The 14536-nt window shown below is 52.5% G+C and carries 13 protein-coding genes; 8 read left to right on the forward strand and 5 right to left on the reverse strand.

Annotated elements, in window-relative coordinates; translation table 11 throughout:
* Positions 1–46 precede the first annotated feature (46 nt).
* Genes pepP through ubiI form a run of 3 tightly spaced genes read left to right on the forward strand, consistent with a single transcriptional unit; the run spans position 47 to position 3821 of the window.
* On the forward strand, positions 47–1372 hold the full coding sequence (gene pepP, locus RFN81_RS16270; protein WP_264496817.1) for a Xaa-Pro aminopeptidase: 1326 nt from the start codon (positions 47–49) through the stop codon (positions 1370–1372).
* 24 nt (positions 1373–1396) lie between these two features.
* Complete coding sequence (gene ubiH / locus RFN81_RS16275) at positions 1397–2575, forward strand: 2-octaprenyl-6-methoxyphenyl hydroxylase (RefSeq protein ID WP_264496818.1); 1179 nt, start codon at positions 1397–1399, stop codon at positions 2573–2575.
* A gap of 28 nt (positions 2576–2603) precedes the next feature.
* A complete protein-coding gene (gene ubiI / locus RFN81_RS16280) occupies positions 2604–3821 on the forward strand; it encodes an FAD-dependent 2-octaprenylphenol hydroxylase (protein WP_264496819.1) in 1218 nt (405 codons plus the stop codon).
* A 46-nt stretch (positions 3822–3867) separates the two neighbouring features.
* Here the strand turns inward: ubiI and RFN81_RS16285 are convergent, their stop codons facing one another.
* On the reverse strand, positions 3868–4905 hold the full coding sequence (locus RFN81_RS16285) for an NADP-dependent oxidoreductase (RefSeq protein ID WP_264496820.1): 1038 nt from the start codon (positions 4903–4905) through the stop codon (positions 3868–3870).
* Positions 4906–4999: 94 nt separating this feature from the next.
* Positions 5000–5506, reverse strand: coding sequence for a TIGR00645 family protein (locus RFN81_RS16290; protein WP_264496821.1), 507 nt, complete (start codon positions 5504–5506; stop codon positions 5000–5002).
* Positions 5507–5830: 324 nt separating this feature from the next.
* Here RFN81_RS16290 and rhaT point away from each other — a divergent pair, with 324 nt between their 5' ends.
* Entirely contained in the window at positions 5831–6865 is a 1035-nt protein-coding gene (rhaT, locus tag RFN81_RS16295) for an L-rhamnose/proton symporter RhaT (protein ID WP_264496822.1), read from the forward strand.
* A gap of 248 nt (positions 6866–7113) precedes the next feature.
* Here the strand turns inward: rhaT and RFN81_RS16300 are convergent, their stop codons facing one another.
* The 3 genes from RFN81_RS16300 to rhaS form a co-directional block, all read right to left on the reverse strand.
* Entirely contained in the window at positions 7114–7728 is a 615-nt protein-coding gene (locus tag RFN81_RS16300; RefSeq protein ID WP_264496823.1) for a YagU family protein, read from the reverse strand.
* A 461-nt stretch (positions 7729–8189) separates the two neighbouring features.
* The gene (locus RFN81_RS16305) at positions 8190–9044 is read right to left on the reverse strand and encodes a helix-turn-helix domain-containing protein (protein WP_264496824.1); all 855 of its coding nucleotides are present in this window, start codon (positions 9042–9044) and stop codon (positions 8190–8192) included.
* Positions 9045–9067: 23 nt separating this feature from the next.
* Complete coding sequence (rhaS, locus tag RFN81_RS16310; protein WP_264496825.1) at positions 9068–9907, reverse strand: HTH-type transcriptional activator RhaS; 840 nt, start codon at positions 9905–9907, stop codon at positions 9068–9070.
* A gap of 334 nt (positions 9908–10241) precedes the next feature.
* Here rhaS and rhaB point away from each other — a divergent pair, with 334 nt between their 5' ends.
* From rhaB to rhaM, 4 genes are all read left to right on the forward strand, one after another.
* Positions 10242–11732 (forward strand): rhamnulokinase, encoded by a 1491-nt coding sequence (gene rhaB, locus RFN81_RS16315; RefSeq protein ID WP_264496826.1) that lies wholly within the window; start codon positions 10242–10244, stop codon positions 11730–11732.
* The gene (locus tag RFN81_RS16320) at positions 11729–12991 is read left to right on the forward strand and encodes an L-rhamnose isomerase (RefSeq protein WP_264496827.1); all 1263 of its coding nucleotides are present in this window, start codon (positions 11729–11731) and stop codon (positions 12989–12991) included. The genes rhaB and RFN81_RS16320 overlap by 4 nt, the downstream gene beginning before the upstream one ends.
* 4 nt (positions 12992–12995) lie before the next feature.
* On the forward strand, positions 12996–13820 hold the full coding sequence (rhaD, locus tag RFN81_RS16325) for a rhamnulose-1-phosphate aldolase (RefSeq protein ID WP_264496828.1): 825 nt from the start codon (positions 12996–12998) through the stop codon (positions 13818–13820).
* A 78-nt stretch (positions 13821–13898) separates the two neighbouring features.
* Positions 13899–14213 (forward strand): L-rhamnose mutarotase, encoded by a 315-nt coding sequence (gene rhaM, locus RFN81_RS16330; protein WP_264496829.1) that lies wholly within the window; start codon positions 13899–13901, stop codon positions 14211–14213.
* The last annotated feature ends 323 nt before the right edge of the window (positions 14214–14536 follow it).

Genomic DNA, 14536 nt, shown 5'->3' on the forward strand with positions numbered 1-14536 from the left:
GCGGAAGGAAAAAAGCAACCGCACGGATCATTTTGAGGAGCAGCTGATGAACCCACAAGAATTTCTTCGTCGTCGCCAGACATTATTAGGAAAAATGGCGTCGGGGAGCGCAGCGATTATTTTTTCTGCGCCGGAAGCGCAGCGCAATGCTGACTGTGATTACCCTTATCGTCAAAACAGCGATTTCTGGTATTTCACCGGTTTTAATGAGCCAGAGGCCGTTCTACTGCTGGTAAAAAGTGATGCTAAACACCATCACAGCGTGCTCTTCAACCGCGTGCGCGATCTGACCGCCGAAATATGGTTTGGGCGGCGTCTTGGTCAGGAAGCGGCACCGGTTAAACTCGGCGTTGACCGCGCTCTGCCGTTCGACGAAATCAGCACACAGCTACCGCTATTGTTAAATGGTCTGGATGTGGTGTACCACGCGCAGGGGCAATACGATTACGCCGATAAGCTCGTCTTCACCGCGCTGGATACCCTGCGCAACGGCGCTCGCCGGGGGTTTTCCGCCCCTGCCACGCTAACCGACTGGCGCCCTTGGGTACATGAGATGCGCCTGATCAAATCGCCAGAGGAAATCCGGGTAATACGCCGCGCCTGCGACATAACGGCACAGGCGCACACGCGCGCAATGCAAAAGTGTCGCCCTGGCATGTATGAATACCAACTTGAAGGCGAGATTCATCACGAGTTTACTCGTCACGGCGCACGCTATCCGTCTTATAACACCATCGTCGGCAGCGGTGACAACGCCTGCATCCTGCATTACACCGAAAATGAAGCGCAAATGCGCGACGGCGACCTGGTGCTGATCGACGCGGGTTGTGAGTACCAAAACTACGCGGGCGATATTACCCGTACCTTTCCTGTTAATGGTAAATTCACCGCGCCACAACGTGCCATTTACGACATCGTGTTACGCTCGCAACTGCGCGCGCTGGAACTTTTCGGGCCTGGTCGCAGCATTCGTGAGGTGAACGATGAGGTGGTCAGAATCATGGTGAATGGCCTTGTCACTCTGGGTGTGATGAAGGGTCAAGTCGAAGAACTGATCGCCCAACAAGCACATCGTGAGTTCTTTATGCACGGCCTCAGCCACTGGTTGGGGCTGGATGTCCATGACGTGGGAGATTACGGTACGACCGATCGAGGCCGTCTACTTGAGCCCGGTATGGTACTCACCATCGAGCCCGGCATTTACATCGCGCCCGACGCGAATGTGCCACAGCAGTATCGGGGAATCGGTATCCGCATTGAAGACAACATCGTGATCGCTGAAAACGGCAATGAAAACCTGACAGCAGGCGTCGTTAAAGACGCCGATGCCATCGAAGCGCTGATGGCGCAACGGCATGTCAGGCAACACTAAGCGATTCTCGCAAAGGACAGTAACATGACGGTCATGATTGTCGGTGGCGGAATGGCAGGCGCGACGCTGGCGCTGGCAATATCGCGGCTTTCACAAGGTACTATTTCGGTTGACCTTATAGAAGCTCACGCGCCGTGCGACAAGGAACATCCAGGTTTTGACGCACGGGCGATCGCCTTGGCGGATGGCACACGTCAGCAACTCGCGGCGTTAGGCATTTGGCAAGCACTGTCAGATTATGCGACGGCGATCACCGATATTCACGTCAGCGAACGTGGCCATGCCAGCGTGGTGAATTTAAACGCCTCAGACTACCCTGTTCAGGCATTAGGCCATGTGGTTGAACTGTATGACGTAGGACAACGTCTGTTTTCCCTACTACAACAGGCGCCAGGCGTACGGTTGCATTGCCCCGCGAGCGTGATTTCCGTCGAAAGAACGCAGGAAAACGCGACGCTCACGCTGGACGATAACACCACGCTAACCGGCCAACTGCTGGTGGCCGCCGATGGTTCGCATTCCATGCTGTCGCATGCCTGCGGAGTTCAATGGCAACAGCATGAGTATGAACAAATCGCAACGGTGGCGAACGTCACCACCGCCGAACCCCATCGTGGCCGTGCCTTCGAGCGGTTTACTCCACACGGCCCGCTGGCGCTATTGCCAATGAGCCATGGCCGCAGCTCACTGGTCTGGTGCCACGATAAACACCACCAACACCTGGTCGATGGGTGGGGTGAAGCAGAATTCTGCCGCCAGCTACAACAAGCTTTTGGCTGGCGACTAGGGCGATTCACTCACGTCGGCGAACGCCATCGCTATCCATTGCGCCTGCTCATCGCCAGCCAGCACATTAGCCATCGACTGGCGTTAGTCGGCAACGCGGCCCAAACCCTTCATCCGATTGCCGGGCAGGGCTTCAATCTAGGCATTCGCGATGTGATGTCGCTAGCGGAAACGCTCGTCGAAGCGGCAAAAAACCAGCAAGATATCGGCCATTACCGCGTACTCCGTCGCTATCAGCAACGACGAGAACACGACCAACAGACTACCGTCGCGATCACCGACGGACTGGTCAGGCTGTTTGCTAACCGCTATACCGCACTAGCGGTCGGTCGTAATCTGGGCCTGATAGCCATGAATAACCTACCGCTGCTGCGTGATGCTTTCGCCCGTCGCACATTAGGTTGGGTAGAACGTTAATTAGGCGTGCCAACAGGAAAATATAAAAATGCAATCATTCGACGTCGTTATTACCGGGGGCGGTATGGTCGGTCTGGCGCTCGCCTGTGGTCTACAAGGTAACGGCCTGCGTATTGCCGTGCTGGAGAAGCAGACCGCCGAACCTCAACTCACAGAAAAAAGCCGCGCACTGCGGGTCTCCGCGATTAATGCCGCCAGCGAATCCCTGCTGCGACATCTCGGCGTCTGGGATAACCTCGTCGCGCAACGCGTCAGTCCTTATAACGACATGCTCGTCTGGGACAACGACAGTTTTGGCAAAATCCGCTTCAGCGGCGAAGAGTTTGGCTTTTCCCACCTCGGTCATATCATCGAAAACGCGGTGATTCAGCAGGCGCTATGGCAACGCGCCGCCCAACTTAGCGATATTACCCTGCTCCCTTCAGCGTCGTTAAAGCAGGTCGCCTGGGGTGAAAACGACGCCTTTATCACCTTGCAGGATGACAGCATGCTGACGGCTCGCTTAGTGGTTGGCGCGGATGGGGCGCATTCGTGGTTACGTCAACATGCGGATATCCCACTCACCTTTTGGGATTACGGTCATCACGCGCTGATTGCCAACATTCGTACCGTACAGCCTCACCAATCCATTGCGCGTCAGGCGTTTCACGGTGACGGGATTCTGGCCTTCCTTCCGCTGGACGATCCACATCTCTGTTCGATTGTCTGGTCACTTCCGCCGGAGCAGGCTCTGGCGATGCAAAGTGCGCCAGCGGAGGAATTCAATCGTCAGGTCGCGATAGCATTTGATATGCGCCTGGGGCTATGTGAACTGGAGAGCGACCGCCAGACTTTCCCGCTGATGGCACGCTATGCGCGGAGTTTTGCCGCACATCGACTGGTGCTGGTCGGCGACGCCGCACACACCGTACACCCGCTGGCGGGACAAGGCGTTAATCTGGGTTTTATGGACGTCGCCGAACTCATTGCGGAATTAAAACGCTTACAATCACAAGGGAAAGATATCGGTCAACACCTTTATCTACGGCGCTATGAACGTCGTCGCAAACATCGCGCTGCGGTGATGCTTGCCAGCATGCAAGGTTTCCGCGAATTGTTTGACGGTGACAATCCAGCGAAAAAATTACTGCGTGACGTTGGCCTGATGCTGGCCGACAAGCTGCCCGGCATCAAGCCAACGCTGGTGCGTCAGGCCATGGGGTTACACGATCTGCCGGACTGGCTTCGCACAGAGAAATTACCGTAGCGTTCAGAATCGTAGCCTTGTTATATCCGTAATGGCGAGTCTGTCGCTACGCATCCGGCCCGACTCTGATCACTAATTTGCCAAAATTGCGGCCTTGTAGCAGGCCGATGAAGGCTTCTGGGGCATTTTCCAAGCCGTCGACAATGTCTTCACGATATTTGATCTTACCTTCGGCCACCCACGGGGAAACCGCCTTCCAGAACTCATCAAAGCGATGGCCATAATCATCGAAGATGATGAAGCCCTGCATGCGAATACGTTTTTTCAGGATAGTCCCCGTCAGTAGCGGTAAGCGGTCTGGGCCATCTGGCAAGCCAGTCGCATTGTAGCCAGAGACTAATCCGCACACCGGAATACGCGCTGAAGTATTCAGCAACGGCAATACCGCATCAAAAACTTTCCCGCCGACGTTTTCAAAATAGATATCGATGCCCTGTGGACAAGCCTGTTTTAGTTGTTCGGCAAAATCATCCGCCCGGTGATCGAGACAAGCATCAAATCCTAGTGTCTCAACGGCGTAACGGCATTTTTCCGCCCCACCGGCGACACCAACGACGCGGCAACCTTGCAATTTTCCAATTTGCCCGACCGTCGCGCCGACCGGGCCGGTCGCAGCGGCCACCACCAGCGTTTCACCCGCTTTCGGTTGGCCGATATCCATCAGCCCCATGTACGCGGTAAAACCGGGCATCCCCAGCACGCCCAGCGCGTAGGAAGGGTGGGCAGGCGATTGCCCCAAAGTTGTTAATCCTTTACCGTCAGAAACCGCATAATCCTGCCAACCACTGTAAGACAAAACCCAGTCACCTACCTGATAATCTGGATGATCGGATTCAACTACGCGGCTAATGGTTCCCCCCACCATTACGTCGTTCAGTTCGATCGGTTTAGCATAAGAAGGGGCGTCGCTCATGCGGCCACGCATGTAGGGATCGAGGGAAAGAAACACGGTGCGCAGTAATACTTGCCCCGCATTTATGGATGGAACAGGCTGCTGTTCCAGACGAAAATTATCTTGCGTCGGCGCGCCGTGCGGGCGTTGAGCCAAAACCACACGGCGGTTTATACGATTGGTTTGCGGCATAATATCCCCCATTAGACAAAGCGTATTGATGAAATCACTTTGTTAACAATAGGATCAGTTTTTTCTTCCAGCTATGCAAACCGTGCGGCATTGATTATGCGGCTTTACTCTTTTCGTAACGCGACATGCGATCCAGATAGCCCATAACGAGCGCAGACAGAACAAACGTCAAATGGATAATCACATACCACATCAGCTTGTTATCTGGAACATTACGGGCATCCATGAACACTCGCAGCAGATGGATCGACGAGATAGCGACAATTGAAGCTGCAACTTTATTTTTTAGCGAGCCTGAATCCATCTTACCGAGCCAGCTCAACTTTTCTCTGCCCTCGGTAATATCTAATGCCGACACAAAGTTTTCGTAACCGGACAGCATGACCATCACTAGCAGTCCGCCGACCAACGTCATATCAATCAACGACAACAATACCAGTATCAAATCCGCTTCCGCTATATCAAAGATAGCAGGTAGGACGTGGAACACCTCCTGGAAAAACTTGATCGCCAGCGCCAGCAAGCCCAGTGATAGTCCAAGGTAAACGGGGGCTAGCAGCCAGCGCGAGGTATACATCAGATTCTCAATAAAACGTTCCATAATTCACTATATGCAGGTGGGAAAAGAGGGAAATAATAGCGAAAAGTTCTGTTTCAGTGTTAATCAATTATTGTTCGTCATACCGATAGGCAAACTGCTCTGCAGAAGCGCCTTCAGAGAGCGATTCCCCATTTTGTGATCCTGCCAGCATCAACCTTCCAATCGATGCCGCTTTTCTGTTCGTCATGGCACACATCTGAAGGTGCGTATTTCTCCGCCTTCCTACACTGGTTAGCGCCAGCAGGTCTGGCAACCTCAATACACCTCACTCTACGTTCAAGGCCGGAAACAGGCCTACTTCAAAGTAAAAACAAGGGGTTACGCATGAGCAATCCTATCTTTCTTGGTATTTTCTGGCATCTCATCGGCGCAGCCAGCGCCGCCTGCTTCTATGCGCCGTTTAAGCAGGTCAAAAACTGGTCGTGGGAAACCATGTGGTCACTCGGCGGTTTTTTTTCATGGATTATCCTGCCCTGGAGTATCAGTTGGTGGCTACTTCCAGATTTTTGGCGCTATTACGCCTCATTCGATATGGCGACCCTACTTCCCGTCTTTCTCTTTGGCGCCATGTGGGGCATCGGCAACATTAACTACGGCCTGACGATGCGCTACTTGGGCATGTCGATGGGCATCGGCATCGCCATCGGCGTGACGCTAATTATTGGCACGCTGATGACACCGGTCTTACAGGGCAAATTCTTCATCCTGTTTAGTTCGACAGGGGGCCAGATGACATTACTGGGGGTACTGGTTGCCGTCATTGGCGTTGCCATTGTTAGCTATGCTGGTTTGCTAAAAGAACGCGCTCTCGGCATTCGCGCCGAGGAGTTCAACCTGAAAAAAGGGCTTATTCTGGCGGTAATGTGCGGGATCTTCTCCGCGGGTATGTCGTTTGCCATGGACGCGGCAAAACCCATGCACGCCGCCGCGCAGGCGCTGGGGATCAATGCGCTCTATGTGGCGCTTCCCAGCTATGTCGTGATTATGGGCGGCGGCGCCATCGTCAATCTGGGCTTCTGCTTCATTCGTTTGGCTACCTGCAAAGGCATTTCACTAAAAGCCGATCTGGCACAGGCGAAACCATTACTGATCGCTAATGCGCTGTTCGCTATTCTGGGCGGCGTAATGTGGTATTTTCAGTTCTTCTTTTATGCCTGGGGGCATGCGAACATTCCAGCCGATTACACCTATATGAGCTGGATGCTGCACATGAGCTTCTATGTATTGTGCGGCGGTATCGTCGGTTTACTGTTTAAAGAATGGAAAGCCGTCGGCCAGAAGCCCGTACGGACGCTGGTTCTCGGTTGTTTGGTGATCATTCTGGCGGCCAATATTGTCGGCTTGGGCATGGCCGTATAAAGATTTCATTACCGCGTTTGATGCGACAGAATGCGTACCAAACGCGATAATAAAAGTTTGTTAAATAGATTTTTATTTGTCAGATAAAGCAAACACCTCGATAGTAAATTGAGATATTTTGGAATAGCGCAAAGCCTACAAAAATATTATTCTATTGCTAATTATTTTTATAGAAAATTCCCCGTTCACGCTAAAATGATATAAGCACGAGAAGGTATAAAACAAGCGGAGTTTATATCCCCCCCCCTCTAGCGTGAAGCATTCAATGGAATTTCCGGATCCGGTTCATGAGTAATACGATTACGTAAATCACGGCGAATAATTTCAATTGACCAGAACCAAATAAGGTGGCCAAAAATTTCAGAAACATGCTCATACCACGGCAAAGCAAAAAGAGGAGGCGTCAGCCCCATCAAGGGAAATGAAATCATATGGACAAAAATCTGAGCCAGTGCCCCGGCCAATAAACCTTGCCATAACTTGATTTTAGGAAACACCTCGGCAATAACACAATAACCGACGGCAAACACGATAGAAAAAACAATATGCGTTACGCCTACCCAATTAAACACATGTCCCGCAAAGGTATAAACCGCCGCATTAGGATCAACGACCCCAAGCCAATCGCGTAAGAACACATAGGGCGGGTTAAGGAAATTACGTGAACAATCAATATGCTCGGCGGCCCTAATTAGCGATTCAGGTGCGCAAGCACTACTAAAAATATCCGTAGGGCTGCGCGGAGGAAGCGGGTTTTCTGCTCCCCATTTGACGAAAGAGGAAACAATTCCTGCAATCAAACCAATAAAAGCCGCTAATCCATAGCGTCTCCGGGATGGAGATGTTTGTTCAAAAAAGTTCATTTTCACCTACCATGTATATAAAAAAACTATTCTACATAGGCATCTAATAGCAATAAACGGATTAATTGCTATATTGGAATGTCGCTCTAGTCTATTTTGTTATTAGTGAAATACGGTTTTTTCATTGCGGCTTATAATGGTAATTTCACTGATTTTTTGTGGGATTTTTATTTAAAAAATAATGAATTCACGTTGAATTAATGAATAGAACATCGCTTCACGCAGAGAAATAACGCGTGGTTAATAGCGCCCGGCATCCGCAATACAATCATTCACAATACAATCATTCACAATACAATCATTCACAATACAATCATTCCCAATACAATCATTCCCAATACAATCATTCACAATACAATCATTCCCAATACAATCATTCATAATACAATCATTCACATTACCATCACCCGTCAACGTAATGATAACCAAGCTATGCTTTAACGCCTTACTGACGAGCAAGTTCACTCCACATTAACAAAACGCTGGCGATAGGCGCTGGGCGAGACGCCAAATGCCTGATGGAACACGACGGAAAAGTAATTGCTGTCTTCAAAGCCACATAGCGCGGCAACATCACCAATGGTTTGCTGATCGTAGCGCAACAATTCCATCGCTTTGCACAACCGCAATTGGCGCAAATAATGTGGCACGCTCATGCCCGTTTGCGCTTTAAAGCGCGAGCGCAAACCGCGGGCGCTAAAGCGATGCTGTTCGCAAAAGGCCTCAAAGCGAAACGGCGCGGCAATGCTGGCACGCAGCGCATTCATCAACATATCTAACTGATGTGCATCGGCGAGTTGGGGATTATCCGGCGTGTGGCGATAGCGCGCCGCCAGCAAGGCAATCTGCAACAATAATGCTTCGCTCAACTGCAACGATAATGGATCCGATTTCATGCACTCCTGCATTAACGCATCGACCTTCTCACGCAGGGTGTCCAGACCTTCGGAACCTAAACACCAATGGCGCTGACGTTGTGGGAGCTCGCCGCCCGGTAGTAATGTTTGCCAGTCCGCAGCGAGCGTCAGTCGATTGCGGACATAAAGGATATTATCGAGTTCAAGCCCATGAACGGATTCATAGCTGTGACGATCGTTCGCAGAGACATAGAACATATCACCACGAGTAATACGATAAGGCACATCATTCCAAAGATGCAGGCCATTGCCGCGCCAGACAATAACCAGTTCCTCAAAATCATGATGATGTAGGGGAAACGCCGACTGCGGTCGCCGATCGGCGACCATAACGGCATTTTTCTCAGTCAGAAAATAATCTTCTGTCTGTAATTTCAACCCCCGAATTACTGCCGCCATTTCCTCACCCGTGCTGGTATGACTTACTCTTCATGAGAAAACGCCTGATGGCGTAGTGATTTGGGCGCTTGCGAGAATGCCTTACGGAATTGCGTCGAAAAATGATTGCTGTCGCTAAATCCACAAGCGTGAGCAATGGTCGTGATAGAGTCGTCACTTTGCTGCAAGCGCCGCCGAGCCTCTAATAATCTTAACCGATTTAGATAACGTTGTGGCGTCATACCCGTGTGTTGTTTGATCTGGCGGTGCAACGTACGTAGCGGCAACGCAAACCGATCGGCCAAACAGCCCCAGTTCACCTCTTCGCTATAGTTATTTTGCAGCCACCCCAGCAAGGCCTGCACGCCCTGACGTTCGGACCCCGTGCCCTGTGTTTGAAAACAATGCTGACGCAATTGCACCAGAATGTGTAGAAACAGACTCTCGCTAGCGGCAATCGCTTCCGGTGTGTCGCTCTGGGAAAGTTCCGCCAGGCTATTAAGCGAATGCTTTAGCTGTTGCATCCCCACCGCATTGACTTGCCATTGTCCTTGCCACTCGCCATTGGGGCCATAGGGTAAAAATGCGGCGATATCGGAAAGAAAGCGGAACCCACGCGGCGAGCGGTACAACATGTTCGTCAGGCATAATCCCTCGACGTCTTCAAACATATGCCGATCGTTATCGCGGACAAAGAACACCGAGCCACTGCATAGCGCATAGGGTTGATCGTTGAACACGTGGACACCCGCGCCCTGTTCCACCAGCACGATTTCCCAGAAATCATGATAATGTTCGGGAAAGGCCGTTTGTGGCGTGCGCGGCTCTACCGCGACAGTAACAGCACGCGAAGTGAAAAAATCATCAGCACGAAGTAACGTCATTTCAGTTCTCCATTCAGCTTTTGCCAAAACGAGTCTTTGAAAAAGAGTAGCCAGAAGCGGCACCATCGACCTTAAAATACCGTCACCCACGCGTTACCTTATTGCTCTTTTTTTAAGATTCCGCCCCTCAATTGATTGAACTGTGGTCAGGATCACACCGCCTTATCCCTTGCTTTTTCATGGTTACCATCGAGCAAACTTGCCAGACTGTGACCCCTTTCACAGTCAGCTTTGTCATTTTGCCAGACGCCAGTCGTAGATGGCACTCATAGGAAGGCAGCCCGCATTACCGCTCATTACACTGCAACACATCTAACAATAAGGAGTTGTGGCTATGGCGGTGAAAAATATCGTGGCAGTGGATTTAGGCGCTTCCAGCGGTCGGGTGATGCTGGCAACCTTACACACTGCGACGCAGCATCTGACGCTGAAAGAAATTCACCGATTCAGCAATACGCTGGTTTTTCAGGACGGTCATCACCAGTGGGATCTTGCCGCGCTGGAGCGCGACATCCTCATTGGGTTACACCAAATCGATGCCATGGGTATCGCCCCGGATAGTATTGGGGTTGATAGTTGGGCGGTGGATTATGTGTTGCTTGATAAAAATGGTCGGCGTCTCGGCCTACCGTATTCCTATCGTGACCATCGCACTGACGGCGTAATGGCGACGGTGACCGCAGAGTTAGGGCGTGAGGCCATCTACCAGCGTACCGGCATTCAGTTTCTGCCATTTAACACCCTGTATCAGCTCAAAGCCTTACGCGATGCACAACCCGATTATTGGCAGCAGGTGGCGCATTTGCTGATGATCCCAGACTATTTTCACTATCGTCTCACCGGGAATATCGTCTGCGAATACACCAACGCCAGCACGACCCAACTACTTAATCTGCATAATAAAAGCTGGGATCGCGAACTGCTGCGCTATCTGGATATCCCGCGTCATTGGTTAAGCGAACCGGTACAGCCGGGGCACACCGTGGGAAGCTGGATCGCACCAAGCGGGCGCAAGATCCCCGTCACAGCCGTTGCCACGCACGACACGGCCAGCGCGGTGGTCGGCACGCCATTACAGAACCGCGACAGCGCTTACCTCAGTTCCGGCACCTGGTCGCTGATGGGTATTGAGAGCGACATCCCCTTTAATGGCCCTCAGGCGTTGGCGGCAAATATCACTAACGAAGGCGGCGTGGACGGCACCTATCGGGTGCTGAAGAATATTATGGGCCTGTGGCTACTACAGCGCCTTTGTCGGGAGCGCGACATTACGGATTTAAGCGCACTCATTCAATCCGCCGCCGCCCTGCCCGGCTTCGTCAGCTTGATTAATCCCAATGACGAGCGTTTTATCAATCCGCCCTCCATGCAGGAAGCGATCCGCGACTATTGCCGCGAGCATAACCAACCTGTTCCCCGAACCGATGCCGAACTGGCGCGTTGCATTTTCGACAGCCTCGCGTTGCTTTACCGCCAGGTCGTGTTGGAGTTGGGCGATCTGCGCCATGCGCCAATCCGCCAATTGCACATTGTCGGCGGCGGTTGCCAGAACACGTTTTTGAACCAACTGTGCGCCGATGTGTGCCAGATTCCGGTGCTGGCCGGGCCGGTCGAAGCCTCAACGCTTGGCAACATCGGTTGCCAACTGATGGCGCTGGACGCCGTCACCGACCTTGCCGCCTTCCGCCGTTTGCTAACGCATAACTTCCCTCTGCAACGCTTTACCCCCCGTGCGGAGAGTGATTTTGCCGGGCACTGGCGTCGTTTTCAGGCGCTCAGCCAGCCAGAAACCGCCCCAAAGGGCAAAAAGGAGACTACGCAATGAGTACACCAATTGAAACCGCCTGGCAGTTGGCAAAAGCGCGCTATGCCAGCCTGAATGTTGATGTTGAGGCCGCGCTGAATCAGCTCGATCAGATACCGGTGTCAATGCACTGCTGGCAGGGTGACGATGTGGCTGGGTTTGAGCAAACCGGCGGGCCATTAACCGGCGGCATTCAAGCCACGGGCAACTACCCAGGCAAGGCAAACACGCCAGAGGAACTGCGCGCCGATCTGGAACAGGCCTTTGCACTGATTCCCGGTCCTAAACGGCTTAACTTACACGCCATCTATCTCGAATCCGCGCAGCCTGTCGCCCGCAACGAAATTGCCCCTGAACATTTCAGCCAGTGGGTTGCCTGGGCTAAACGCCACCAGCTAGGGCTGGATTTCAACCCAACCTGCTTCTCGCATCCGCTGAGCGCCGATGGTTTTACCCTATCGCATCCTGACGAAAAGGTACGCCGTTTCTGGATTGAGCACTGCCAGGCCAGCCGCCGGATTTCAGCCTACTTCGGCCGCGAGCTCGGTACGCCTTCCGTGATGAACATCTGGGTACCAGATGGTATGAAAGATTTGACTATCGACCGTTTGGCATTCCGTCAGCGGCTGCTTAACGCCCTGGATGAGATTATCGCTGAACCACTCGATCAGGCGCACCATATTGACGCGGTGGAAAGTAAGCTATTCGGGATCGGCGCAGAAAGCTTTACCGTCGGCTCCAACGAATTCTATCTTGGCTATGCCGCCAGTCGCGGCACCGCGCTCTGTTTGGACGCGGGTCACTTCCACCCGACAGAAGTGATTTCCGACAAGATCTCCAGTGCCATTCTGTACGTCCCCCGTCTACTGCTGCACGTTAGCCGCCCGGTACGCTGGGACAGCGACCATGTCGTGTTGCTGGATGATGAAACGCAGGCTATCGCTCACGAAATCGTACGGCATAAGTTGCTTAACCGCGTGCATATCGGGCTCGATTTCTTTGATGCCTCGATCAACCGTATCGCCGCCTGGGTCATCGGCACCCGTAATATGAAAAAAGCCTTGCTGCGCGCCCTGCTGGAGCCCACGGAAACGCTACGCCAATTGGAACAAAACGGCGATTACACGGCGCGTCTGGCCCTGCTGGAAGAACAGAAATCACTGCCGTGGCAGGCCGTCTGGGAGCATTACTGCCAGCGTCATGACGTGATACCGGGCAGCGAATGGCTGCAACAGGTGCGTCAGTATGAAGAAACCATCCTCACTCAACGTCAAGGGTAAGATTATGCAAGCAATTCACGCTTCCTGGTTTGTACAGGGAATGATTAAAGCCACCAGCGACATGTGGCTCAAAGGCTGGGATGAACGTAATGGCGGCAACGTCAGTCTGCGGTTGACGGCAGAGGATGTGGCACCCTATGAAAGCGATTTCTACCCGCAGCCGCGTCATGAGGCACTCTCACAGCCCATGCCAGAACTGGCAAACTGCTGGTTCATCGTCACCGGTTCCGGCAAATTCTTCCGCAATGTCCAACTGGACCCGGCCGATTCACTGGTGGTGTTACAGGTCGATAACGATGGCAAAGGCTACCGCATCTTCTGGGGGCTGACCAACGGCGGCCTGCCGACCTCTGAACTGGCCTCGCATTTTCAGTCGCACATTGTCCGCATGGGCGTGACCGACGGGCGCGATCGCATCATCATGCACTGCCATGCAACCAATCTGATCGCGTTGAGCTATGTGTTGGAGCTAAATACCGCGGCCTTTACCCGCGAACTGTGGGAAGGCAGCACGGAGTGCCTGGTCGTCTTCCCGGACGGCGTGGGAATAGTGCCATGGATGGTACCGGGCACCGATGCCATTGGCGACGCCACTGCGGAGCAAATGAAACGCCATTCGCTGGTGCTGTGGCCCTTCCACGGTATCTTCGGTTCTGGCCCGACGTTGGATGAAACCTTTGGCTTGATCGATACCGCAGAAAAATCCGCCGAAGTGATGGTAAAAGTCAGATCGATGGGCGGTAAGAAGCAAACCATCTCAACCGAAGAGCTGATTGCATTGGGTAAACGTTTCGGCGTCACCCCGCTGGAAGCCGCGCTGCACGTATAGCGCATACTGCTAAAATCGCCACGACAAGCGTGTCGTGGCGCACAGCTAACGACGATAGAAGAATAGAGGAGCTCAACCATGCTGCGGAAGGCTTTTGTAATGTCGGTTTTCCCCGACTGCCACGACGAATATCAGCAGCGCCATAACCCCATCTGGCCGGAATTGGCCGAAGTGCTAAAAAGCCACGGCGCACACCACTACAGCATTTTTCTGGACAAGTCGCGTAATCTGCTATTCGCCTATGTGGAAGTCGAATCAGAAGCGCGCTGGGATGCTATTGCACAAACGGAAGTCTGCCAGCGCTGGTGGAAGCATATGAGCGACGTAATGCCCTCTAACCCCGATAACAGCCCGGTCAGTGATACGTTGGAACCCGTATTTTATCTTGATTGAAGAAGGCCCCTTGAGCCGCATGTTTCAATGAACAAGTCGGCGTCACTTAACGCATGGATCTAGGGGAACACGGCGATGAGGTTCCCGTAGAGATGCCTTACGCCGTGGTAGCCCCGACCTCGCGATCCCTAAGCGATCGGCATTCATAACATCGGCATTCATATCTATGAGCGCCGACGCAGTGACACCCTGCCAACATTTTACTGCCCCGATCTCGCCGAATCCTGTCTAGCGCCACCGCACGTTGTCTCCATGAAGGTAAAAATTAATACCTCTTAATGTGTATTAATCGTTAACAATGTTATTGCAAAGTAATGATTGAT

Source organism: Pectobacterium cacticida (genome assembly GCF_036885195.1).
In the GTDB taxonomy this organism is placed as follows: domain Bacteria; phylum Pseudomonadota; class Gammaproteobacteria; order Enterobacterales; family Enterobacteriaceae; genus Pectobacterium; species Pectobacterium cacticida.

What these genes read in the sequence shown, in the direction of transcription:
- rhaS (WP_264496825.1), bottom strand. Translation starts at nt 9,907, where the DNA reads ATGACGTTACTTCGTGCTGATGATTTTTTCACTTCGCGTGCTGTTACT.
- ubiI (WP_264496819.1), top strand. Translation starts at nt 2,604, where the DNA reads ATGCAATCATTCGACGTCGTTATTACCGGGGGCGGTATGGTCGGTCTG.
- RFN81_RS16320 (WP_264496827.1), top strand. Translation starts at nt 11,729, where the DNA reads ATGAGTACACCAATTGAAACCGCCTGGCAGTTGGCAAAAGCGCGCTAT.
- ubiH (WP_264496818.1), top strand. Translation starts at nt 1,397, where the DNA reads ATGACGGTCATGATTGTCGGTGGCGGAATGGCAGGCGCGACGCTGGCG.
- rhaD (WP_264496828.1), top strand. Translation starts at nt 12,996, where the DNA reads ATGCAAGCAATTCACGCTTCCTGGTTTGTACAGGGAATGATTAAAGCC.
- rhaM (WP_264496829.1), top strand. Translation starts at nt 13,899, where the DNA reads ATGCTGCGGAAGGCTTTTGTAATGTCGGTTTTCCCCGACTGCCACGAC.
- RFN81_RS16300 (WP_264496823.1), bottom strand. Translation starts at nt 7,728, where the DNA reads ATGAACTTTTTTGAACAAACATCTCCATCCCGGAGACGCTATGGATTA.
- rhaB (WP_264496826.1), top strand. Translation starts at nt 10,242, where the DNA reads ATGGCGGTGAAAAATATCGTGGCAGTGGATTTAGGCGCTTCCAGCGGT.
- rhaT (WP_264496822.1), top strand. Translation starts at nt 5,831, where the DNA reads ATGAGCAATCCTATCTTTCTTGGTATTTTCTGGCATCTCATCGGCGCA.
- pepP (WP_264496817.1), top strand. Translation starts at nt 47, where the DNA reads ATGAACCCACAAGAATTTCTTCGTCGTCGCCAGACATTATTAGGAAAA.
- RFN81_RS16285 (WP_264496820.1), bottom strand. Translation starts at nt 4,905, where the DNA reads ATGCCGCAAACCAATCGTATAAACCGCCGTGTGGTTTTGGCTCAACGC.
- RFN81_RS16305 (WP_264496824.1), bottom strand. Translation starts at nt 9,044, where the DNA reads ATGGCGGCAGTAATTCGGGGGTTGAAATTACAGACAGAAGATTATTTT.
- RFN81_RS16290 (WP_264496821.1), bottom strand. Translation starts at nt 5,506, where the DNA reads ATGGAACGTTTTATTGAGAATCTGATGTATACCTCGCGCTGGCTGCTA.